The 23,883-nt window shown below is 31.1% G+C and carries 16 protein-coding genes and 1 pseudogene; 10 read left to right on the forward strand and 7 right to left on the reverse strand.

Annotation, left to right across the window (positions count from 1 at the left end; translation table 11 throughout):
* Positions 1-6: 6 nt before the first annotated feature.
* Together GM3709_RS02625 and GM3709_RS02630 are read right to left on the reverse strand one after the other, a co-directional pair.
* On the reverse strand, positions 7-2,259 hold the full coding sequence (locus GM3709_RS02625; RefSeq protein WP_066116014.1) for an ATP-binding protein: 2,253 nt from the start codon (positions 2,257-2,259) through the stop codon (positions 7-9).
* A gap of 503 nt (positions 2,260-2,762) precedes the next feature.
* Positions 2,763-3,842, reverse strand: coding sequence for a metallophosphoesterase (locus tag GM3709_RS02630; RefSeq protein ID WP_066116015.1), 1,080 nt, complete (start codon positions 3,840-3,842; stop codon positions 2,763-2,765).
* Positions 3,843-3,878: 36 nt separating this feature from the next.
* Between GM3709_RS02630 and trmB the strand changes: the two genes are divergently transcribed.
* Positions 3,879-4,526, forward strand: a complete 648-nt coding sequence (trmB, locus tag GM3709_RS02635) for a tRNA (guanosine(46)-N7)-methyltransferase TrmB (RefSeq protein ID WP_066116017.1) — start codon at positions 3,879-3,881, stop codon at positions 4,524-4,526.
* Positions 4,527-4,825: 299 nt separating this feature from the next.
* Here trmB and GM3709_RS02640 read toward each other — a convergent pair whose 3' ends face one another.
* Positions 4,826-7,018: a molybdopterin oxidoreductase family protein gene (locus GM3709_RS02640; protein WP_066116020.1), complete on the reverse strand. Its 2,193-nt coding sequence runs from the start codon at positions 7,016-7,018 to the stop codon at positions 4,826-4,828.
* A 351-nt stretch (positions 7,019-7,369) separates the two neighbouring features.
* On the opposite strand from GM3709_RS02640, the gene GM3709_RS02645 reads away from it, so the two are divergent.
* The gene (locus GM3709_RS02645; RefSeq protein WP_066116022.1) at positions 7,370-8,026 is read left to right on the forward strand and encodes a phosphatase PAP2 family protein; all 657 of its coding nucleotides are present in this window, start codon (positions 7,370-7,372) and stop codon (positions 8,024-8,026) included.
* Positions 8,027-8,104: 78 nt separating this feature from the next.
* Entirely contained in the window at positions 8,105-9,865 is a 1,761-nt protein-coding gene (locus GM3709_RS02650) for a glycosyltransferase family 39 protein (protein WP_066116024.1), read from the forward strand.
* A 168-nt stretch (positions 9,866-10,033) separates the two neighbouring features.
* Here the strand turns inward: GM3709_RS02650 and metK are convergent, their stop codons facing one another.
* Positions 10,034-11,290, reverse strand: coding sequence for a methionine adenosyltransferase (gene metK, locus GM3709_RS02655; RefSeq protein WP_066116026.1), 1,257 nt, complete (start codon positions 11,288-11,290; stop codon positions 10,034-10,036).
* 112 nt (positions 11,291-11,402) lie between these two features.
* On the opposite strand from metK, the gene GM3709_RS02660 reads away from it, so the two are divergent.
* From GM3709_RS02660 to GM3709_RS02690, 7 genes and pseudogenes are all read left to right on the forward strand, one after another.
* On the forward strand, positions 11,403-11,975 hold the full coding sequence (locus GM3709_RS02660; RefSeq protein ID WP_144439394.1) for a DUF1176 domain-containing protein: 573 nt from the start codon (positions 11,403-11,405) through the stop codon (positions 11,973-11,975).
* Positions 11,976-12,373: 398 nt separating this feature from the next.
* Positions 12,374-12,883: an inorganic diphosphatase gene (locus tag GM3709_RS02665; RefSeq protein WP_066116030.1), complete on the forward strand. Its 510-nt coding sequence runs from the start codon at positions 12,374-12,376 to the stop codon at positions 12,881-12,883.
* Positions 12,884-13,114: 231 nt separating this feature from the next.
* Positions 13,115-13,846, forward strand: a pseudogene (gene urtD / locus GM3709_RS02670) (urea ABC transporter ATP-binding protein UrtD); the annotation flags it as partial.
* Between the two features lie 509 nt (positions 13,847-14,355).
* Positions 14,356-15,057, forward strand: a complete 702-nt coding sequence (gene urtE, locus GM3709_RS02675; protein ID WP_066116034.1) for an urea ABC transporter ATP-binding subunit UrtE — start codon at positions 14,356-14,358, stop codon at positions 15,055-15,057.
* Between the two features lie 82 nt (positions 15,058-15,139).
* Positions 15,140-16,477, forward strand: coding sequence for a histidine phosphatase family protein (locus GM3709_RS02680; RefSeq protein ID WP_066116036.1), 1,338 nt, complete (start codon positions 15,140-15,142; stop codon positions 16,475-16,477).
* Between the two features lie 155 nt (positions 16,478-16,632).
* Positions 16,633-17,001 (forward strand): putative quinol monooxygenase, encoded by a 369-nt coding sequence (locus GM3709_RS02685; RefSeq protein ID WP_066116038.1) that lies wholly within the window; start codon positions 16,633-16,635, stop codon positions 16,999-17,001.
* A gap of 47 nt (positions 17,002-17,048) precedes the next feature.
* Complete coding sequence (locus GM3709_RS02690; protein WP_066116041.1) at positions 17,049-19,187, forward strand: caspase family protein; 2,139 nt, start codon at positions 17,049-17,051, stop codon at positions 19,185-19,187.
* Positions 19,188-19,425: 238 nt separating this feature from the next.
* On the opposite strand, the gene GM3709_RS02695 is transcribed toward GM3709_RS02690, so the two are convergent.
* The 3 genes from GM3709_RS02695 to GM3709_RS02705 all read right to left on the reverse strand — a co-directional run bounded on the left by GM3709_RS02695 (position 19,426) and on the right by GM3709_RS02705 (position 23,883).
* Positions 19,426-21,933 (reverse strand): EAL domain-containing protein, encoded by a 2,508-nt coding sequence (locus GM3709_RS02695; protein WP_066116043.1) that lies wholly within the window; start codon positions 21,931-21,933, stop codon positions 19,426-19,428.
* A gap of 119 nt (positions 21,934-22,052) precedes the next feature.
* On the reverse strand, positions 22,053-23,228 hold the full coding sequence (locus GM3709_RS02700; RefSeq protein ID WP_066116045.1) for a class I SAM-dependent methyltransferase: 1,176 nt from the start codon (positions 23,226-23,228) through the stop codon (positions 22,053-22,055).
* 70 nt (positions 23,229-23,298) lie between these two features.
* Positions 23,299-23,883: a chromophore lyase CpcT/CpeT gene (locus tag GM3709_RS02705; RefSeq protein ID WP_066116047.1), complete on the reverse strand. Its 585-nt coding sequence runs from the start codon at positions 23,881-23,883 to the stop codon at positions 23,299-23,301.

Below are 23,883 nucleotides of genomic sequence, written 5' to 3' on the forward strand. Positions count from 1 at the left end.
TTTAATTTAATGATTAATAATTTTAGCTATCTTTCTCAGTAGTAATCTTGGTTGTAATGGTTTCAATAAATATTCATCAACTCCAGAATTAGAGAGATTTTCCCATTCATTACCACTTATTCTATCTCTGATTATCATCAAGTATAAATTATCTTCACTTTTCAATTTAATGTTTTGACTAATCTCTAGAGATATTTCCTGATTTTGTTCTAAGATTACGATCGATGGGTTAATTAATTTAATCCGATTGATAGCTTCATAAACATCGACTAACCAAATAACTTGATATTCAGCCGCCGTCAATAATTGACATAAAAAAGTACCTATTTCATCATCTTCACAAATAATTACAATGGTTTTATTAGTTTTTAAATCAGAGATTTCTTTGTCACTAACTTTTGATTTTAAATTATGAGTTTGAGAGGAATTAGGTAAGATAACGGTAAAGGTAGAACCTTTATCAATGATTGATTTTACCTCAATTATGCCACCGTGTAATTCTACTAAATGTTTGCTCAAAGCTAATCCTAATCCTGTACCAGAATGAGTACGAGTGCGATAATTTTCTAATTGTTGAAACTTAGTAAATAATAAAGGTATTTGTTCTTGATTAATACCGATTCCTGTGTCTTCTATTTGAAAAATAACTTGATTCTTATTTCTGGAAATTTTAATAATCACTTCTCCACCATAAGGAGTAAATTTAATGGCATTATCTACCAAGTTTAAAAGTATTTGATATACTCTTTCTCCGTCACAATAAAATAAATCTAAACTTTTATTAATAGTAGAGTCTAATTTAATATTTATCCCCTTATTTCGAGCGATTTCTAAAGCTGATAAATAAAGCATTTTACCTAGATTTTCTAAGGATATTTCTTCCATATAAAGGAGTGATTTCCCCGCTTCAATATCAGCAAAATCTAAAATATTATTGATTAACTGTAATAACTTTCTTCCACTATCTTGAATAATTTTTAAGTATCTTATTTGTTGCTCTAAAGATAGGTTATTTTTAATATCTTTTGACCAATGTAACAAGGTTCCAGATAAACCAATTATACAGGTTAAAGGAGTTCTTAATTCATGACTAATACTTCCTAAAAATTCTGTTTTTGACTGGTTGGCAATTTGAGCGACAATCAAAGCATCTTGTAATTGTTTAGCTTTTTTTTCTATTTGTTCTTCTAATAATATTTTTTGTTCTTCTAGTTGATGATAAGAGTTATATTGATAGATAGCGACTGCTAAGTATTCAGCAATATTTTTTAAGAAATTAATCTCATTACTTTTCCATTTTCTTTTAGCAAAACATTGATGAGCAATTAATAATCCCCACAATTCATTTTTGACAATAATTGGAATAGCTATTTTAGCTTTTACTCCTAATTTTTGCATTAATTCTTTCAAACATAAATTAATATTACTATTATGAATATCATCTATAGCTAAATAAAAACCTTTTAGATATTTTTCTTCGCAATCTTTAATATTATTAAAACAACTTTCTTCTTGGAAATTCAATACAGAGGGAATAACACTAGAGGCTTTTGCTTCATAAGTTACTGTATCAATTAATATTGTTTCTTCAGATGATTCTTGTTTAATCGGAACTCTAATTTGGTATATTAATAGACGATCGATCTGTAATAATGATTGTACTTGCTCGATCGTCATTTTAACAATAATTAATAGATCTAAATCTTGTTGTATTTGTTGGGTTACTTGATGAAGTATTCGTTCTTGTTCAATACGATTTCTTAAAATAACTTCGATGCTTTGATGGTGAGAATAATCAGCTAAATAGTTTTCTTGAAATGCTAAAGGTTCAGTAATTATATTCATTAAAGTGAAGATAAAGTTTTCTTCTTGAATATTTTTTTGATTATTCGTTAATAAAATATTTTTTACATCACTAATTTTATCTCTATTTAAGCTAATTTTATGATCAATTAGTCCTAAAAAATCTAAGATTTCCTGATGTTCAAAAGAAATAGTTATCTGATAGTAAAATTCATTTATTTTCTTTTCTACTAAAAGTAATGCTTGAATATTTTTTGATACAAATAATTGAAAACTATGAAAAGATGTTTTTTCATTTTTAACATTATCAACATCTGAATTAATTAAATTATCTTCAGTGAAATATATTCCATTAAGACTATTCTCATTTACTAAATCTCGCCAAAGATGAGAAATTTTAGTAAACATTTGATAAGGAATAATTCTGCTAATAAGAGATAGACTAGGGATAAACATTTATCAAAATTTTCTGCCTTGACACCTAATTACTATGATGTCCTTTTTTTCTAAGTATTTGTTAAAACATAATCTTTTCTAAAGAAACATTAATTTAATTTCTCAACCCCTCCTCATCAGAATACAGAATTAAGAATAGAATGTATATGAAAGATAGAATGAATAACAAAAAGGAAATTACAAAAAATTTAAACTCTAATTTTAATTAATATTATTTCCCTGAAAATCTTACCACATCGATTGTCCCAAAGTTTAATTTTATTATAAGCTAGTTTGCATTTAAGTTTATCAATGAGGGTAAGGAAGAGGGAAAAGAAAAGAGTTAAGAATTTGAGACATTTTTAAGGATTAGGAAAAAATGTAAGTTAAATGTGCCTTAATTTATCCAGTAACGGAATAATTTAATCTTGATACAATTTTGAAATAGAGAATAAACAAGATTTTTTTCTGAATCAAGAAGGAAAAAGACGATTTTGTTATTTAATTAAATGGATTTTAGCTTATCAGAGAATAATTTTAATATTATTATCGATCGTGCGAGGTTGTCCATCTTGATCAACTGCCCCGAATAACTGAAAATATTGATTAATATGGGGAGGTAATTGAGTAAAGTCAAAAATCTTGTCACCATGGGCTATGTCTGCCCAAAAATTCTTTAATAGTGGGGCATATTCTTTTGCTTCTGTCAAGGATAAGTTAAGGGGAGGAGATGTTAACATAGTAATCATAAAAGGAAACGATCGATCAGATGTCCATTTTTTAGAAAAATAGGCCAAATTTTTTATGTCAGGAAGTTGGGTGATATGATGAGACTCGATCGAGAGTTGATTATCTTTTAATTCTAGGATGCGATAAGGATGAGGATAAGTAATTAATGAACCAGTAGTAATTTCATGAATACCATTAGAGGTGGCAATATCTTGAATGTGTAAATGTCCTGTAAAGATAAATCTTACCTGATACTTGTTCAAAATTGATAGTAATTGAGAAGCATTATCTAACATATATCTACACCCTAACACATGATTAGATTGATTAGGAAGGTGTTCAATTACATTATGATGAATCATCACCAATACTAACTTATCCGTCAGTTTCGATAAAGTTTCTTCTAACCAAATCAATTGATTTTCCATTAGACAACCTAACTGTTTTTCCTCCTCATTAAAATGATTAGAGTTTAAAGCGACTAATTGTAAACCGTCTGCTAATTCGCAAGTGTAATCGTGACTTTTAGTGTTTTTATAACCAAATTTTTGATAATATTCGGGAAATTCTTGAAAGGCGATCGTGTTTTTGCTACCCTTTAAACTGGGGACATCATGATTACCCGGAATCACATAAACAGGATATGATAAAGTTTCTAATTTTGCCTGTAGCCACTGATGATTAACTATTTCGCCATTTTGGGTTAAATCTCCCGGTAGTAAGAGAAAATCCAAATTAAGGGTGTTTAAATGTTGTAAAACCACTTCTAAGGCTGGTATGCTGAATTGAGTTAGGTGAAAACGATTAACGTTAGTATCGATGGTTTCAGGTAAAGCTATATGTAAATCACTGGCGATCGCAAAACGTACATTCATAGTTCAAACCAACAAAAAACAAGGAGGAATAACCCATTGGCAAGAGTGAGAGTGCGTCAACACGTCAACCCATTAAGTAACAGGTATCAGCAATTAATCTCAATCCCTGATTGGAGTCAAATATATTCTAATCTATCTTTGCCTTTTCATCTTGATTTAGGTTGTGCGCGAGGACGTTTTTTATTACAGATGGCACAACAAAATCCCGACAGAAATTATTTAGGAGTGGAAATTAGAGAGGGTTTGGTAACAGAAGCCAACGAGATAAAAGAGGAATATCATCTTAGCAATCTTTATTATGTTTTTGGCAATATTAACCATTCTTTAACAAATTTATTAGCTTCTTTACCTCCTTATAGTTTAGAATTGGTGACGATACAATTTCCCGATCCTTGGTTTAAGAAAAAACATCAAAAAAGACGAGTTGTACAATCAGAAATTGTCGAAATTTTAGCTCAATTCTTATCACCTAAAGGACAAGTATTTTTACAATCTGATATTAAAGAAGTTGCAGAAGAAATGCTCGATCGATTTTTGGAAAACTCTCAATTTAAACCCTTAAAACCAGAAATTTGGCTAACAGAAAACCCATTAGAAGTGATGACAGAAAGAGAAATTGCCACAATAAACAAAGGAGAATCAATTTATCGTAGTATTTTAACAATAAATATCCGTAAGGATTAAAAATAAATATAGTCATTTCAGTTAAGTTTGAGACAGTTTGTCAAGGTGAAGTCCCCATTTGATAAGCGTCTCAGAATCTGATGATGTCTCATTCTTATTTGAAACAACTATAAATTTGATTTAGAGCAGTTTTCATTTCTTTAAACCACACTTTGCATTTTTCTTTGTGACTTTGTGACTTTGCAAGAGATAAAAAATGTAGTTTATTTATTGGAAAATTGCTGTAAACTTAGATTTTGCATCAGTATAATAATACTGATTAGATAAAATAGAAAAAATCAATTTTAGGGATTTTAACATCAATTCTTGTCACGATTCCCTTTTTTTGCCGATAATTTTATGTCAGACTGAGGTATAATTTTAGTTAAATTAACAGCACAGGCTTTTAACTCTGGTTGTTTAGAAATAGGACAAGCGTGAGGATGAGTTAAACTATTAGCTTCAGCATTTTTTGCCCACAAAAAACCCCAGTGCATTGGTACAAATACCGTTCCGGGGGCGATCGATCTGGTAATCTGGATCTTAAATTGAGCTTCCCCCCTAACAGATGCAACTTTAACAAAGTCATTATCTTCTAAATTGAGCTTATGTGCATCTTTGGGATGAATTTCTAAAAAAGGCTCAGGGTGCATCTTTTTAATTTTATCAATCCTACCAGTTCTGGTCATAGTGTGCCAATGTCCATATAAACGTCCGATAGTTAAAACTAAGGGATAATCAGGGTTTGGAGGTTCGGCTAATCCTCGACTGTGTAAAGGAGCGAAATTTGCTTTTTCGTTTTTCGTGTGAAATTTAAGATCTGTGTAAAGTCTTCTGCCGTAACGATTTTCAGGATTACTACCCAAAGGAAAAGGCCACTGAATTGCACCATATTGCTCTAAAAGTTGATGAGTCATCCCTGACATATCACAAGGACGATCTTCGGTTATACTAGCAAATTCTTGATGTACTTGAGCCACATTTTGAAAGTTGAAATATTGTTCAAATCCTAGTCTTCTACCTACTTCTGCAAAAATTTCCCAATCGGCTTTCGCTTCTCCGGGGGGATTACTAAACTTAGGGGCATAAGTAACCACACGCTCAGAATTAGTCATAGTACCTGATTTTTCACTCCATTGTGCCGCAGGTAACACTAAATGGGCATAATAAGCAGTTTCTGTGGGATAGTACGCATCTTGATAAACGGTGAAAGGAGATTTTAATAAGGCTTTTTTAGTACGTTCTAAATCTGGCATACTTACCACTGGATTTGTGGCGGCAACCCAAAATAAACCAACCTCTCCCGTCTCTAATCCTAGGATCATTTCCCATACACTTTTACCTACTTTATCATCGATCGAGCCTGAAGGTAAACCCCATAATACCTCGACTTCTGCCCGATGGTTTGGATTTAAAACACTGCGATACCCCGGCAAAAGTTGGGCTAAACCCCCCGCTTCTCTGCCGCCCATAGCGTTAGGTTGCCCTGTTAAAGAAAATGGCCCACTTCCTGCTTTTCCTATTTTGCCCGTCATCAGGTGTAGATTAATCAAAGTTCTTACTTTTGCTGTACCTTCAGAAGATTGATTTAATCCCATTGACCACATTGATAACACTTTATCCGATTCTACCCAATAACGAGTGCAAGTTTCCAAGTCTTCGATCGAAATTCCGCATTTTTGAGCAACTACTTCAGGGGGATAATGTAAAATAATTTCTTTATAGTCTTCAAAATGATTCGTATATCGATCGATAAAAGAGTAATCAACTGCATTCCATTGTAAAAGTAGATAGGCGATACCGTTAAATAAATCAATATCACTACCCGGATTAATAGGTAAATGAAGATCTGCAACCTCAGCAGTAGCAGTATGACGAGGATCAACCACAATAAGCTTAACATGAGGGTTTTTCTTATGATATGCCCTTAAACGATTAAAAACGATGGGGTGACATTCCGCAGTATTCGTACCAACTAAAAAAGCACAGTCTGTTAATTCTAAATCTTCATAGGTACAAGGAGGGCCATCAGCACCAAAACTGCCTATATATCCTGAAACGGCAGAAGACATACATAAACGAGAATTGGCATCGAAATTGTTTGTACCTAAGCACCCTTTAATTAATTTTTGGGCAATATAATAGTCTTCTGTTTGAAACTGTCCTGAACCGTACATACAAATACCATCAACTCCTATCGTTTCTCTGACAGTATTGATGCGGTTAACAATGAGATTATAAGCTGATTCCCACGAAATTTGACGAAATTCTTGATCTAATTTTTCTCGAAATAAAGGGTACTCAAGACGATTTTTTGCCATTGCTTCGGTGACAGTTGCCCCTTTTACACATACTTTTCCTAAACTTGACGGATGATTGCGATCGCCCATTACTTTCCAAATGGGATTACCTTCAGAATCACAATTAATAGTTTTACCCTCGGAAGGGGGTTGAACTTCTAAACCACAACCCACACCACAATAAGGACAAACGGTAGTAACTTTTTTACTCATTCTTTGGATATATAACAATCAACAATTTATTTATTTCTAAAGACACTACGACAAAAACTTAATGCAAAATTAAAATAATTTATTTTTAATCAACGCTATCGTGTCATCAGATTTTAAGCTAAAAAGTATATTACTATACTTATTCTTCCATCGAGATAGTTTTTTACATTTTAATTATGCTTATTTTACATACAAATCTTCAGTTAACTTTATAGTCTAAACTGATTGTGCTTTTTAATTGGTCATTCCTTATGAACTTAATTTTATGTTAATATTACAGATTGGCTATTTCCGATCGAGCTTTCATTTTTTCTCCTATAGCATATTAAAGCCATGATTAATTAAATTTCAATGAAAATAAAGTATTTATTAAAACCTAAAAATTTTTTATATCATATTAATAAAGTTAACATCTTTTTTTGTAGTTTAGCCTTGTTATTTTTTTCTATTCTTAGTACTTTAGTTGCTACGGGAAAATTAAAAGAATTAGACGAATATTTATTGACTCAACTTCACGTTATTTTACCTGATTGGTTTGTTTATATTGCTAAGGCTTCTTATTTTGTTGGAGAAGCAGAGGTTGCAGTGTTTATTGTCTTATTTAGTTTAGGTTTTTTAGTGTGGAAAAAATACTGGGATGAAGCCCAAGTTTTGGCGTTATTTACTTTATCTATTCTCATTTTAATTGATAAAATTCTTAAACCTTTTTTTGCTATTCCTCGTCCTCTCGATCGATTAGTAGATAATGCTTTTGGTAATAGTTTCCCCAGTGGTCACGCTTCTGGTAACTTATTATTATACTTTTTATTAGCTTATTTTTTCTCTCGATCATTCCCTGAAAATAAAACTTATTTTTATATTTTAGCCACATTTTTAATAATTTTAATGGGTATAAGTAGTGCTTATTTAAGAGTTCATTGGGTAACAGATATTTTAGCCTCTTATTGTGTAGGATATATTCTGTTTAGTTTAGCTGTCACTTTATTAAAAAGCTCTAAAAATAATTAGGAATTAAAAATTAACAACCTTGCATCTATTATTATTTTCTATTTATCGTATAAATTATTGAATATCTTTACAAGAAAAATGCGAGAAAAAAAATTACAAATCAACTCAGAATCTTTGCAAAAATCTCCTGAAAAATTATGGGCTATTTCGATCGTTTCTTTATCTATAATTTGTGGAGTAGCCTTTTTTTTGAATATTGGTAACATTGGTTTAATCGATAAAACAGAGGCTTTATATGTAGAAGTTGCTCGACAGATGGTTATAACCAATAATTGGATTAGTCCTCATTGGAATGATAATTATTTTTACTCCTATCCTGCGGGTGGTTATTGGTTTTTAGCATTAAGTTTTAAGTTATTTGGTATCTCAGAGTTTTCCGCTAGATTGCCTATCGCTTTGACAGCAACCGCCGTAGTTTTCATGGTATTTTATACTCTCCGTTACTTTGGCTATATCGAAAATAAGCCTAAAAACCCTCTCTATCTTTGGTTAACAGCATGGATTGGGGGAAGTATTATGGCTTTAAATCCTGCTTGGATTGCTTGGGGGAGAGTAGCAGTATCAGATATGTTGTTATCTAGTGCTGTGTCTTTAGCTATGTTGACATTTTTTCTCGGATATGCGCAACCAGATAAGCCAAAAACGCAACGGATTTTCTATTCTATTTTTCCCATTCTATTATCGATCGCTGTATTAGTCAAAGGGCCGATCGGAATTATTTTACCCGTGTTAGGAATCGGTATTTTTTTATTATATGTGGGCAAATTCTGGGAAATCTTCTGGGAAATCAAGACTTTTCGCACCATAGGAATTTTTCTCATCTTAACTTTACCTTGGTATATTGCCGCCATCATTATGGATGGAGAGATATTCGTCAATGAATTTTTAGCCGTTAGCAATTTTAAACGATTCACTAGCGTAGTTTTTAACCATCCCGGCCCTTGGTATTATTATATTATTTGGGGAACAGTGTTAATGTTACCTTGGATAGTTTATTTTCCTCTCGCTGTGATGAATTTATCCTGTTGGCGTTGGCAAAAAGTAAGACAATCTCCCCGACAATCCCAATTAGGATTATATGCTTTTTGTTGGTTTATCACTACCTTTGTTTTTTTCTCTGCGGCGGCTACCAAACTGCAAGGTTATATTCTTCCCGTCACTCCTGCGGTAGTTATTATCATTGCGTTATTCTGGGGGGAAAAGTTAAGAGAGTCTTCGCCAAAAAACGAGAAATTATTTTTAGTTAGTGCTATCTTCAATTTAATTATTTTGTTAGCATTATCGATCGCTTCTGCCATCAGTGTTAGTCTAATAGGAGAAGACACCTCTGCACCAACTTTTGCAGAAAATCTAGGAAAATCAGGAATACCCATAATTTCTGCTATTTCTTGGGGCTTAGGAGTTGTTACAGCGATAGCGTTGTTGTGGAAAAAACCTTTATGGCGCTGGTTTTGGAGTTCAAACTTACTCGCTTTTTTTGCTTTTGTTACCTTTGTTTTTCCTCCTTTGATACCTCTTTTAGATATAGAAAGACAGCAATCTTTTCGCGCAATATCTTTACAAATTAAGGAAGAAATTAAGCCTCAAGAAGAAGTTTTTTTAATTGGATTTACTCGTTACAGTATTGTTTATTATGCCGATCATTCTGTTAATTTTGTTCATGGCATAGAGGATTTTCAAGATCAAATAAAACAAAAAAATCTTCAAGGAAAAACTATTTTAGTAGTAGTTGAATCTAAATATTTAGAAGACAGTCCATTAGGAAAAATGGATTATGATTTAGTTTCTCAAAAACAAGCCTATAAATTGATTAGAATTGCGAGGGATAATATATTATAGGTGATGGTAGTGATTAGCTCTCCGGGATTAGCTTTTAGCCTTTTTTCCATTAAAGAACAACTAATCAATTACTAATGTTGACAAGAAATTTAACTTAACAACCTGTCCACTTGTCTTCATCATTTTACTTATTACTTATTACTTATTACTTATTACTTATTACTTATTCTAGGCGATCGCCAATGTTTGACTTACAGCATCTCGCAGTAATGTGGCTTTATCAATTCTTTCCCAAGGAAGATCTAAATCCGTCCGTCCAAAATGTCCATAGGCGGCGACATCCTGATAAAAACGTCCATTTCTTTGGGCAGGTAAAGAACATAAATTAAACATTTGAATAATACCAGCCGGACGTAAATCAAAATTAGCCTTAACTAAAGGTAATAGTTTTTCTTCTGGTACGGTAGCAGTTCCAAAAGTTTCAATAAAAATACTTACAGGTTGAGCAACACCAATAGCGTAACTGACTTGGACTTCGCACTTAGTTGCTAAACCAGCCGCTACGATATTTTTTGCTACATAACGACAAGCATAAGAAGCACTTCGATCGACTTTAGTGGGATCTTTCCCAGAAAAAGCACCCCCCCCATGACGAGAATAACCACCGTAGGTATCAATAATAATTTTACGACCTGTTAAACCAGAATCTCCTTGAGGGCCACCGATGACAAATTTACCTGTAGGATTAAGTAAGAAACGAGTTTTATCTGTCGGTTTAATTTGTAAATCATGAAATACTGGATTAACGACTACCTCTTGAATTGCATCTCTTAAAGTAGCTTGAATTGCTTTATTATCAGTGATATTACCAATAGACGCAGCGTGTTGAGTGGAAATTAATATAGTATCAATACCTATAGGTTGATCATTTTCATAGGCGATCGTAACTTGAGTTTTACCATCAGGGCCTAAATATGGCAACTCTCCAGACTTTCTAACTAATCCCAAACGTCTGGCCATACGATGAGCTAAACTAATCGGTAAAGGCATTAATTCAGGAGTTTCATTACAGGCAAAACCAAACATAATACCCTGATCACCTGCTCCAATTTTGTCGAGTTCATCCTCACTAAGATTCTCTCGTTGTTCTTGAGCTTTATCGACTCCTTGGGCAATATCTGCGGATTGTTCATCTAAAGCGATTAAAACTGAGCAACTATCAGCAGAAAAGCCATTACCAGCATCAGTATAGCCAATATCAGCAATTTTTTTACGAGCTAAATCAATATAATTGACATTCGCTTTCGAGGAGATTTCTCCAGTAATCAAAACTAAACCTGTGTTAACCACCACTTCCGCCGCTACTCGACTAGATGGATCTTGAGTTAACAACGCATCTAAAATAGTATCCGATATTTGGTCACAAATTTTGTCCGGATGCCCCTCTGTAACGGACTCGGACGTAAATAGATAGTTACGACTCAATTCTTTTATCCTCGATGATTTTTTGATATGATCTTATATGATATAAGTTAACATCGTCCTAGATCAAACTATTATAATAATCTTCTCTACAACTAAATTGTTAAATTCCTCTTTGAAAATTCTTAAGTTTTTAGTTTCTGGTTTAATTTTGACTATTTCTGCTTGTCAAAAAGAGACTCCACAACCAACAGAATCTTCCCCTATTTCTTCTCAAAAAAAACAGGAAATCATTAATAAGATTTATACTCAACAGAAAGAAATCAATCTTTGTAATCAACAGAGAGATAACGAATTAACTCATGATTCTGCTAATATTTATTTTTTAAATGATCGAGAATATCTAATTGAAATTATTTGTTTTTTAGGAGCTTATCAAAGTAATTATCAATATCTTTTATTCGATCGAAAATCTTCAGAAATTAAAGTAATAAATTTTGCCACTTTTGATAATAGTACGGATAATTTGAAATTAACTAATACGAATACTTTAAATGGTATGACGGATTTTGACTCTAACAATCAAACTTTAATTCTTATTACTAAATCTAGGGGGTTAGGAGACTGTGGTAGTTTTGCACAATATCACTGGAGAGATCATAGTTTTGAATTAAAAGAATATCGTTATAAACAAGATTGTGATGAAGTATATTTACCCCCAGAAAATTACCCTCTAATTTATCCTTAACATAGTTTAATTTTCTGTTCGATGTAAGAAATTTATGGCTCTTTTACGGTAGTTATTATTAACGAATAATAATTAAAACTCTCTTTATAAAATCGATTTTGCTGATTAAAATGAGTGGATTCTAAATTAAATCCTCTGGTTTTAAACATTTCAAACAATAAACAATGTTTCAATGTCTCATCCATGAGCATAATCCGCAATGGCAATATCCGCAGAATCATTGCTCATCATAATCAGTAACTCTCCATCATCTAAACCTAGATCTGAAATATAAATGTGATAAAATTGCAATGTCTAAAAATATTACAACTTTTTTTCTTATTTTTTTGTCCTGTACTTAGCTTTTTATGGTTAAATATTAACCGTCTTTGTAAATTTAAGTTAAGGAACTATTAAAAATGGATTTATCGAAAATTCCCCCCCAACCCAAAGCAGGTATTATTAATGTTTTAATCGAAATACCCGGCGGTGGTAAAAATAAGTATGAGTTTGACAAAGAAATGAATGCCTTTATCTTGGATAGAGTATTATTTTCTTCCGTCAAATATCCTTATGATTATGGTTTTGTACCTAATACTTTAGCTGATGATGGTGATCCTCTTGATGGTATGGTAATGATGGATGAACCTACTTTCCCCGGTTGCGTTATTGCTTCTCGTCCTATTTGTATGTTAGAAATGATTGATGGTGGCGATCGAGATGAGAAAATATTATGTGTACCGGCGGAAGATCCACGTTATGATCATGTTAAATCCATGAAAGATGTTGCCCCTCATATATTAGAAGAAATTGCTGAATTTTTCCGTAGCTATAAAAATTTAGAAAAAAAAGAAACTAATATTTTAGGTTGGAAAGATATTGATCAAGTTGCACCTTTAGTAGAACAATGCGTCAAAGCCTATAAATAAAACAATGGTAAGGTGGGTTTGTAACTCACCATTATTAAATTTTGAAATATGTACCCATTATTTTGTCTTGAGAAGCTAAAATGCAAGTTTTTCTACGGGATTTTAAACTTATAACAAGTCAGTTTTTGTAACAATTATTACCGAAAACCATTATTTAATCGAATTATATTAGTTAGGCTACGAAAAAAGATTCTAAAGAATCAAAGTGAGTCTAATTATTATAAGTAAATAATGAATGAAACTATATTAGAAATTGATGATTTAACGGTGAGTTTTGATGGTTTTAAAGCTCTAAATCATCTTAAGTTTAAAATGAATAAAGGTGAATTAAGAGTCATTATTGGTCCAAATGGTGCTGGAAAAACCACTTTTTTAGATGTTATCACAGGTAAAGTTCAACCAACCCAAGGTAATGTATTTTTCAAAGGTAAAAATCTAAGAAAAATTAGCGAACATCAAATAGCGAGAATGGGTATTGGAAGAAAATTTCAAACTCCTAGAGTCTATTTAAACCTCACAGTAAAAGAAAATTTAGATTTAGTAGCAAATAAGACGAAAAATGTCTTTTCTACCCTGTTTAATAAGGCCACAGAACAAGATAAACGTAGTGTTGCCAGTTTATTAGAAACGATCGGGTTAACGGCAAAAGCAGAATTACAAGCCGCTTTATTATCCCATGGGGAAAAACAAAGATTAGAAATTGGAATGTTAGTAGCACAGTCTCCTGACTTATTATTAGTAGATGAACCTGTAGCTGGTTTAACCGATGAAGAAACAGAAAATGTCGGCAATTTACTCTTAGCTTTAGCCGAGAGTCATTCTATCATAGTTATCGAACATGATATGGAATTTGTTAGACAGATAGCGAAACAAGTTACTGTATTACATCAAGGTACTGTATTATGTGAGGGGACAATGAATGAAGTACAAAACGATCCCCGTGTAATTGAAGTATATTTGGGACAGGAAACTTCCTTAGAAAGAGATGAGATTGTTATTGTGCGTATCGCCGCAACTATGGCATGGGCAGATTTTAATTTAACTCCCGAAGAACAAGATATAATTATCACTAATTTAAGTAAACAATTTGCTACTTCCGAAGAAGATGAATTGCAGTTAAAAGAGGAATTAGTTAATTTTTTAGCAGAAAACATACCTTTAATTGATTTAGTTCCATTGTTAGAAACTCAACAAGAAAAGGAAAAAGTTTTAAAATTAAGTTATCAAATTATTAATAATCATGGTATTAATGAGTTAGAAAATCAAGTTTATCAAGAGTTATTAGAATTATTGAATTTACCTGAAGAAATTGTTCATAGTATTATCAATTAGTTTTAATTATTAATATCATTCGATCGTTAAAATTAAGATTTTTTATTCTCGCAAAGACGCAAATTTTTTTATCCATAAATTAATGGAATTTTTAACAAGTTTATCCGTTATTAGTAAATTTTAGATTTAGTTTTATTACCATGTTAAATTTATCGAGTTTAAATGTTTATTACGGAGAAAGTCACATTTTAAGAGATGTTGATTTAAGTATTAATAGTGGTGAAATGGTATGCTTAATTGGTAGAAATGGCGTAGGTAAAACTACTTTATTAAAAACAATTATGGGATTATTAAAATCTCGCACAGGAGAAATAAATTTTAAAGATAAAGTTATTGATAAAGTTACCACAGATCAACGAGCAAAATTGGGTATCGGTTATGTTCCTCAAGGTAGAGATATTATACCTCGTTTAACCGTCAAAGAAAACTTGATTTTAGGTTTAGAAGCAATTCCGAATAAAGTGAAAGTCAAAAAAGAAGTTTCTGAAGAAATTTTTGAGTTATTTCCTGTGTTAAAAACCATGCTAAATCGTATGGGAGGTGACTTGAGTGGTGGACAACAACAGCAATTATCCATCGCACGAGCATTAATGGGAAAACCACAATTATTACTATTAGATGAGCCTACAGAGGGTATCCAACCATCAATTATTTTAGAGATTGAATCAGCAGTAAAAAAGATTATTAAAGAAACTGGTATTTCTGTTCTTTTAGTAGAACAACATTTGCATTTTGTACGTCAAGCCGATCGATATTATGCTATGCAAAAAGGAGGAATTGTTGCCTCTGGTTTAACAAGTCAATTAAGTCAAAGAGTAATTCAAGAATTTTTAGCAGTGTAAGAGATAATTGATAATTAATTTTATGTTCATTATGGTATAATTTAATCTTTGTGTTTAACATTTATATTAATTTTATATCCTAATGACTACTCGTGTAATTATAGTTCGTCATGGTCAAAGTAGCTACAATGCACAAAAAATGATACAAGGGCGTTGTAATGAATCGATAATTACAGAAAAAGGAGAAAAACAAGCTCTTTTACTGGGAAAAACCCTTAAAAATATTAAGTTTAATGGATTTTATTGTAGCCCTCTACAACGGGCTCACAAAACTGCTCAAATTATTCAAGAATTGAATGACTATAATCCTAATTTGACTATTGCGGAAAAATTACGAGAAATAAACCTCCCTATCTGGGAAAAATGGAAGAAAGAAGACGTTAAAAGAGAATATCCCGAAGAATATCGCCTTTGGAAAGAAAAACCTCATCAGTTAAAAATGATGGTTGACGGTGAAGAATTCTATCCCGTGTTAGATTTATATCGTCAGGCAGAAGATTTTTGGCGAGAAATTATCCCTCAGCATAATAACGAAACTATTTTAATTACGGCTCATAATGGTATTAATCGTTGTTTGATTCTTACTGCATTGGGAATGTCACCTAGTTATTATCACACTATTCAACAGTCTAATTGCTGTATCAATGTGCTTAATTTTACCGGTAATTTTGGTGAATCTGTGCAACTAGAATCTCTTAATCAAACTTCTCATTTAGGGATGGCTTTACCAGATTTTCGCCCGGAACAAAAACAAGGGTTAAGATTATTATTAGTACGTCATGGTGAAACAGAGTGGAATAGAATGTCAAGATTTCAAGGGGTTCAAGATATTCCTTTGAATGATAATGGCAGACAACAGGCACAAAAAGCCTCAGATTTTCTCAAAGATGTTAGTATCGATTTTGCTGTGACAAGTCCATTATTACGCCCTAAAGAAACTGCTGAAATTATTTTACAAAATCATTCTTCTGTGACTCTTACTACAAAAAAAGATTTGGAAGAAATATCTCACGGTTTATGGGAGGGTAAATTAGAAACAGAAATTGAGGCAGAATATCCCGGATTGTTAAATCAGTGGAAAGAAAAACCAGAAACTGTACAAATGCCTGAAGGGGAAAACTTAGATCAAGTTTGGAAAAGAGCAGTCGATTCTTGGCATGAAATCATCAAAGAAAACTTAGAAGAAGGCAAAATGAAGACTGGTTTAGTAACTGCTCATGATGCTATTAATAAGGTAATTGTCTGTTATTTATTAGGTTTAAAACCTGCTAATTTTTGGAATATTAAACAAGGTAATGGTGCGGTAACTGTTATTGATTATCCTCAAGGTTTAGATGGTATGCCTATTTTTCAGGCTATAAATATTACCAGTCATTTAAGTGATAGTGTTTTCGATCGAACTGCGGCAGGGGCGCTATAGTAATCTGAGTGAACTATAAAATTTTCGGTAAAGATAGGTAATGAGTAATGAGTAAGAATTGACAAAACTATAGTAATAGACACGTTATTTAGGACATCTTAAAAATATTCGATAACTCATGGAATAATAGAGATAGTTAATTATTAAGAAAAAACATGACTACTCATACTCAAGATAATTGCTGTACTCTGGTGCCATATTTTCAAGTCCATGAAGGTAAGATGAATGAATTTGAGAAATTATGCCCTGAGTTTGTGGAAAAAACCCGTCAAGAAACCAAATGCCTTTATTATGGTTTTAGTTTTAATGGAAATATTGTTCATTGTCGAGAGGGTTATCAAGATGCAGAGGGTGTTTTAACTCATTTAGCCAATGTGGAAATATTATTACAACAAGCCTTAACTATTTCTGATTTAATTCGTCTTGAAATTCATGGCAATGAAACCCAGTTAGAGAAGTTAAGACAACCTTTAGCTAATTTTAAACCTGATTTTTTTGTTCTTAAATACGGTTTTCGTAAATAATATCATTAACTACCAGTTATCACTATTTTAACGGAAAAGCGATCGCCATGAAATTTTCCCGACGTAATTTTTTACACAGTATAGGTATTAGTCTCACTTCTTGGGGAGTATTAGGAGATAACATCTTCATCTCTAGCAATCCACAAACTGCTTATGACACAACCCTAACTTCTTCTCGCAAATTAGCTTTGTTAGTTGGTATTAATCAATATTCTCATGGCAAAAATTTACGAGGATGTATTACTGATGTTGACTTACAAAAAGAACTGCTTATTCATCGTTTTGGCTTTTCCCCTAATGATATTATTACTTTACTCGATCGACAAGCAACTAGAGAAAATATTTTAACTGCTTTTCAACAACATTTAATTCAACAGGCAGAAAATAATGATGTAGTTATTTTTCACTTTAGCGGTTATGGAAGACAGGTAAAATTAAATTGGGATGAATCTTTATGGCAAAATAGTTTCATTACTTATGATAGCGTTACACCAAAAGATGATTGTGTTGAAGATATTTTACTAGATACTCTTAATAAATTAGCCCAGTCTTTAAAAACTAATAAATATACATTTATTTTTGACACAAGTTTTATTTCTTCTCCTGACTCTATTGCTAATAAATTTTCTCTCCGTTGTCATGAATCAACACAAAAGTTTATAATTAGTACAATAGAATTAGACTTTAATCAACAATTAAAAAATAGTAATTCTAAAATCACTTTATTAAAAAATAATAACTCTCTATCTAACTTTATTTTATCTCCTTCTTTGAACTCGATCGCAGTAGAAATAAATAGTTTGAATTTTAATGTAGGATTATTCACATATTGCTTAACTCAATCTTTGTGGGAAAATTTGCCTCAGACGGATAATTTAACTTTTATGAAAAAAGTTGCTTTTCAAGTCGCTTTATCTAGTGGGAATGGAGAAAAAATAATTTTTTATTCTAATAAAAAACAAGATGATTTTATTTATCACTTACCTTTTATTAAAGATACTCAAGGAGAGGCAATTATTAATAATTTTACCGATCCAAATTTAGTTGATTTACAATTATTAGGTTTACCATTATTAGTTTTATATAACTATGGTTTAAACTCCTGTTTTGTTGCAAAAACAAAGGATGAAAAAATTATTACTATTCAAATTAATTCCTTACAAGGAAATAAGGCTAAAGGAATCTTAATTAATACTTCTAAAAATTTAATTACTCAAGGTTTAATTCTTCAAGAATCCCTCAGAGTTATCGATCGAAATACTGGATTAAATATAGGATTAAATAATAGTTTAGAAAAAATAGAAAAAGTCGATGCTACCAGTGCTTTAAGTGCCGTGAGTAATATAGAATCTGTAATTAATTTAGGGGATAATTTTGTAGATTGTATTTTTGGAAAGTTTATTAACAAAATTAACTCTATTGAAGGTTATAGTTTATTTTCTCCTGCTGGAATTTTATTTCCCAATACTTATCCAAAAATAACGAATGAAGCAGTATCTTCTGCCGTCAAACGTTTAATTCCATCTTTTAAAATCGCCTTAGCAGAAAAATTATTGCATCTAACTTTCAATCAATCATCTTCTAATTCATATCTGAATATTAACCTTGAAATTAACAACGATAATCAAACTTTTTCTCCCCCTTCACAAACAACTCCTAATCGAATAAAAACTTCCTCAAATTTTATTCAACAATCTGGAGATAATGGGGATAATTTATTAATTTCTATTCCTTTAGGCAGTCAATTTAAAGTTACGATTAACAACGAAAATGATCATGATTTATATTATCTTTTATTAGGTATAAATTCTTCCCGCCAAATTGTTGCCTATTTTTCTCCTAATTCTTATATGATTAATGCAAAAAATACTATTTCTATTCCTGAAAAGAGTAGCTCATTAAAATGGCTATTTAATGATAAAAAAGGGATCGGAGAATTAATTTTGATTTGTGCAAAATCTCCCTTTAATCAAACTTTAAACCAGTTATATCAAATCTCAGAAATGAAGCCCAATAATGAGCAAATAATTCTTTTAGAAAATCCTGTAATTATTGCTCAAGCTATTTTAGAAGATTTACATTTAGGGAGTAATATTAACAGTAATTTAGTTAATAATTTAAGTGATGTTTATGCCTTAGATATAAACAATTGGACAACTTTTAATTTTGTTTATGAGATAGTATAAATTTTATAACCCAATATCATATTTAGGGTGCGGTGAAAAAGTCTTTTTATGAGGTTAGAAGACAAGAGATAGTAATAACAATTGATTTAAAAATTAGTCAAATTGATTTGAGATAATTATTTACTAAATATCATTCTTTTTTTTGCTAAAATTTGACGAAACTAAAAAACTATTTTTACGAAAGTCCTGACTTCTTTATTCACAACTTCGATCGTATTGTATTAATATAAAACCATCTTTAGACAAAGTTTACACCATTTTTATTCATGGACTGAAGAAAATTAGTAGCTTCATCGGCGGGTAAAGGATGACTGAAAAAATAACCCTGCATAATTTCACATTGTAACTCTTTCAGTAATTTTAACTGTTCTAAAGTTTCAATACCTTCTGCTACAACCTCTAAATTAAATCCTTTACCTAAGGTAATTACCGCAGAAATGATAGCTAAATCTTGAGGCTCATTTTTTAATTCCCTAACAAAACTTTGGTCTATTTTAATCTTCTGAAAAGGGAATTTTTTTAAGTATCCTAAAGAAGAATATCCTGAACCAAAATCATCCATAGAAATGGAAATTCCTAACTCTATAAGTTGATTAAGAATATCTTTAGTTAATTCTGGATGATCTATAATACTGCTTTCTGTTATCTCTAATTCGAGGTATTTCGGATCAAGTTTTGTGTCTTCTAAAATTTTCTTAAAAGCAGATACTAAATTTTTTTGTTGAAATTGTCGAGGTGATAAATTAACCGCCATTTTTAACGGAGGTAAACCCATTTTTTCCCATATTTTATGTTGATTACAAGCAGTTAATAATACCCATTCACCAAGGGCATTTATTAACCCAGTTTGCTCGGCGATGGGAATAAATCGGATGGGAGAAACACAACCTAAAATGGGATGTTTCCAACGAATTAACGCTTCCATACCCACTATTTGCCATGTTTTAACATTTATTTGAGGTTGATAATATAATTGAAACTGATTTTGCTTAATAGCTTCATATAAATAACCCTCCATACGCAATAATTCCTTTTGAGTACGGTTCATAGAGTCATTATAATACTGATAGTTATTACCTCCTTTTTCTTTAATTTGATACAAGGCGGTGTCAGCATTTTTTAATAAAGTGTCTAAGTTATCTCCATCTTGAGGATATATGGCAATTCCCATACTCAAGTAAGCTCGAAGTTCATATTCCATTACGGGAAAAGGTTTTTTCAAGGCTTGTAAAATTCTTTCGGCTACTAAGGCTGCATCCTGAGAAGTTTTGATTTCTGATAGGAGAATCGTAAATTCATCTCCTCCCCAACGGGCAATTAAGTCGGAGTTTCTTAAACAATCTCTAATTCTGTGGGCAACTCCTTGTAAAAATTTATCTCCTATATCATGACCTAAAGTATCGTTGATGTTTTTAAATCTGTCTAAGTCAATAAACATAATGGCAAATTGATTTTTATATCTTTGCGCCCTAGCGATCGCTTTATGTAGTTGTTCGTTAAACAAGTTACGATTTCCTAACTCTGTCAATAAATCATGACAAGCCTGATAACGTAACATTTCTTCTGAGAGTTTTCTTTCTGTTATATCTCGTACTGCATAGCAAATAAATTCTTTAGCACTATAGTAAATAATACTGATATTAACTTCAACATTAATTAAAGAACCATCTTTGTGACGATGAATGGATTCTTGAGTTACATTTAAACGATTTCTTTGTACTTTGCGAATAATACTATCACTAATTTCGGGATCTGTGGCTACTAAATCAGATAATTTTAAGGAGAGAATTTCTGAAGGAGAATAACCCATTAAACTACAATAAGCGTTGTTGGCTTCGATAATTTGTTTGGTAATGGGATCTATTAAAATAATTCCTTCTGAAATTTGTCTGACAACAGCACGGTATTTTTCTTCATTTTCTCTCAGGGCATTTTCAATATTATCTCTCTCACTGAAGGAGAATATATAACTTTTTATTTGTGTTTTATTTTCAATAAAATGAGCATATTGGGTATAGTTTTGTTCTTTATATTTTATTTCTCGAATGCAAAATTTTTTATCATTTTTTGTTAATTCTAATACAAGATTTTTTATAAAAGGACTAAGTGTATAGTTTTGTCGAAAATCTGAGAATTTTTCTTTAAAAATATTGTTAGTATAAGTTACTTTATTATTGAGATCGATCGTTAAAATAGGGCAAATTAATTCTGTGTGTTGATTATGCAAAATAAATAATATTTCTTCTAAGAAAAAGTCTGTTTTATCATCTTTTCCTGTTAAAGTTGTAACTCCTCTAATAGAAAAATCTTGAACCATTGTTTCTTTAGAGTCATCCAAGCTAGAAGAGTTATTATTAATATTTATGTCAGAACTAGCTATTTCTTCGTTATGAGCATCATTAGAAACAAAATAACTGACTTGTACTTGATCACCACCAATCGTAATTTCATCTCCCGATTTTAGTTCATGGGATAGACATTTTATACCGTTGACAAACAAACCATTAGCACTACGATTTCCTTTTAAATCCCCGTCTATTATCCAAAATAATTCTTGTTGATTTTTGTCTTTATATTTGACTGGTAAAATTGAACAATGATAACGAGAAATGGTAGCATGATGAATAACTATGCTATTCGTAGAATGACGACCAATAGAATAAACTTCATTTTTTAAAATAACATTTTGTTTAATTTTATCATATTTAATAGTTAATATATGTTTATTTTCTGCTGTGTCACTCATGAGATCATAAAAAAAGTTATTTAAACTTATTGTTAGTATAATTGGTCAATAAAAACACGGAAATTTTAAATAAAATTATAGAGTAATTATTTTTTGTGAAGAATTTAAGAATATAATCACTAAATATAGTCATAATTTTTGAAACCTTTTAAGGGAATTTTATTTTGTGTTAATGTCAAATTTTTAGTTTGTAATAAAACACCAAAATTTCCTAGCCCTTCTGGATTGATTAAATTGTGTAATTCTTGCCTCCTTTGCAGTATTTGTGTTAAGGACATTTTACCATTAGATAATTGATTTAATCGATCGCCCAATCCTAAACCCATTAAAAATAAGGCTTGTTTTGTATAACTAAGAGTACTTAAACCAAATAATTCTCCATATTTTTGTAAGGCTGTAAAATTGACATGACAAGTAATATCTTGAGTTCCGATATTCACATAGGGATTATGGTGATGACGATGGTGATAATAACATTTTAATGTACCTTCACTGCGTTGGGGATGATAATATTTATCAGCACTATAACCGTAGTCGATCGTTAATAAGTAACCCTTTTTCAGTTTAGCAGAAATTTGTTTTAGCCAATCAATTGCGGATAAATTTACCTCTGTTTGATAATTTTCTGGATAAACATTTGATTTAAACACAACATTAATCATATCAAAATATTTTGATATTTCTTTCTGAGAAAGAGAATCATATTTTATGACTAAAGTATTGTTTTCTTTTGTAAGATAAATTTCTTGCAATTGTTGTTGAGAAAATCTGATTAAATTAACAGGCATTGCATCAATTAGTTCATTGCTAAAACAACAACCAATAATAGAATTATCATCAATTGATAATAAATTTTCCCATTTTATAGTTATTAAATTACTAATTTTTTCAGTTAATAATTGTTTTTGTTTTTCTCTTAATTTTTCTGATTTTTCAATAATAATATATTCAATACAAGAGGCAAATTTAGGATAATGATTAATAATATAATTAAGAATATTTAAAGCTAAATTACCATTCCCTGCACCCATTTCTACTAATTGAAATAAACAAGGTTTACCTAAAACTTCCCAAAATTCTTCTAGTTGAATGGCTAATAATTCTCCTAAATCTGGAGATAATGAAGCGGAAGTATAAAAGTCTCCTTCTTTACCGATAATAGTTTTTTCTGAGTTATAATAACCATATTCTCGATCGTATAAACACAAGTTCATATATTCTGCAAAGGTTATTTTTTTTTCAGGAGAATTATTAATTCTCTCAAAAATTTTATCTAATAAAGGGTTATTTAACATTGCTTTTATAACAACAATCAACAATTATTAACAATCAACAATCAACAATCAACAGCTAACGGCTAATTATCTATACTTCATCAGCAAAGCTAGTGAGACGGGTAAAATGAAAAGGGCCGGCAACTGAACCCCATAATAATTCATCCGTAACTAAATCTCGTCCTCTATCAAAACTAATTAATTTTTCTTGGTCAATTTCAAAACTATTATCTAAATAAGATTCTTTATTTTTTCTAATAACAATACAGGCTTTTCCCGGTTTAACATAACCTTTAAAATAGTTTCCATTTCCTTCGGCAATCATATCACAACCATTCATTTTTTCTAAATGCTCGATCGATAATTCTTTTAATTTTTCAAGGTTTCTTGAAGCACCATAAAACTCAGTTTCTTCTTTTAATTTATAGTGTTCTAATTCTAAATGATCATCCACAACGTGAATTTTAAACACTCTTAAACGATAAGGTTGATTCAGTAAAAAATCGTAGGCTTGTTCTAAAAATAGACTCGTACCACCTAATAAAGAATCAGGTAAGGGACGCATACAAACTCGAATATGGGCAAAAAAAGGAGGATTATCAAAGGCTTGTTGTTGATTGCTAAAATCTGCAGCCATTAACTTAGCTAAAGCCTTAATATTTGTAGAATCAGTCAT

Source organism: Geminocystis sp. NIES-3709 (assembly GCF_001548115.1).
Lineage (GTDB): Bacteria > Cyanobacteriota > Cyanobacteriia > Cyanobacteriales > Cyanobacteriaceae > Geminocystis.

Bases quoted from the DNA above. Each gene is read 5' to 3' on its own strand.
- GM3709_RS02625 (WP_066116014.1), bottom strand. From the start codon at position 2,259: ATGTTTATCCCTAGTCTATCTCTTATTAGCAGAATTATTCCTTATCAA.
- GM3709_RS02630 (WP_066116015.1), bottom strand. From the start codon at position 3,842: ATGAATGTACGTTTTGCGATCGCCAGTGATTTACATATAGCTTTACCT.
- GM3709_RS02640 (WP_066116020.1), bottom strand. From the start codon at position 7,018: ATGAGTAAAAAAGTTACTACCGTTTGTCCTTATTGTGGTGTGGGTTGT.
- GM3709_RS02645 (WP_066116022.1), top strand. From the start codon at position 7,370: ATGAAAATAAAGTATTTATTAAAACCTAAAAATTTTTTATATCATATT.
- GM3709_RS02650 (WP_066116024.1), top strand. From the start codon at position 8,105: ATGCGAGAAAAAAAATTACAAATCAACTCAGAATCTTTGCAAAAATCT.
- GM3709_RS02665 (WP_066116030.1), top strand. From the start codon at position 12,374: ATGGATTTATCGAAAATTCCCCCCCAACCCAAAGCAGGTATTATTAAT.
- urtE (WP_066116034.1), top strand. From the start codon at position 14,356: ATGTTAAATTTATCGAGTTTAAATGTTTATTACGGAGAAAGTCACATT.
- GM3709_RS02680 (WP_066116036.1), top strand. From the start codon at position 15,140: ATGACTACTCGTGTAATTATAGTTCGTCATGGTCAAAGTAGCTACAAT.
- GM3709_RS02685 (WP_066116038.1), top strand. From the start codon at position 16,633: ATGACTACTCATACTCAAGATAATTGCTGTACTCTGGTGCCATATTTT.
- GM3709_RS02690 (WP_066116041.1), top strand. From the start codon at position 17,049: ATGAAATTTTCCCGACGTAATTTTTTACACAGTATAGGTATTAGTCTC.
- GM3709_RS02695 (WP_066116043.1), bottom strand. From the start codon at position 21,933: ATGAGTGACACAGCAGAAAATAAACATATATTAACTATTAAATATGAT.
- GM3709_RS02700 (WP_066116045.1), bottom strand. From the start codon at position 23,228: ATGTTAAATAACCCTTTATTAGATAAAATTTTTGAGAGAATTAATAAT.
- GM3709_RS02705 (WP_066116047.1), bottom strand. From the start codon at position 23,883: ATGACTGATTCTACAAATATTAAGGCTTTAGCTAAGTTAATGGCTGCA.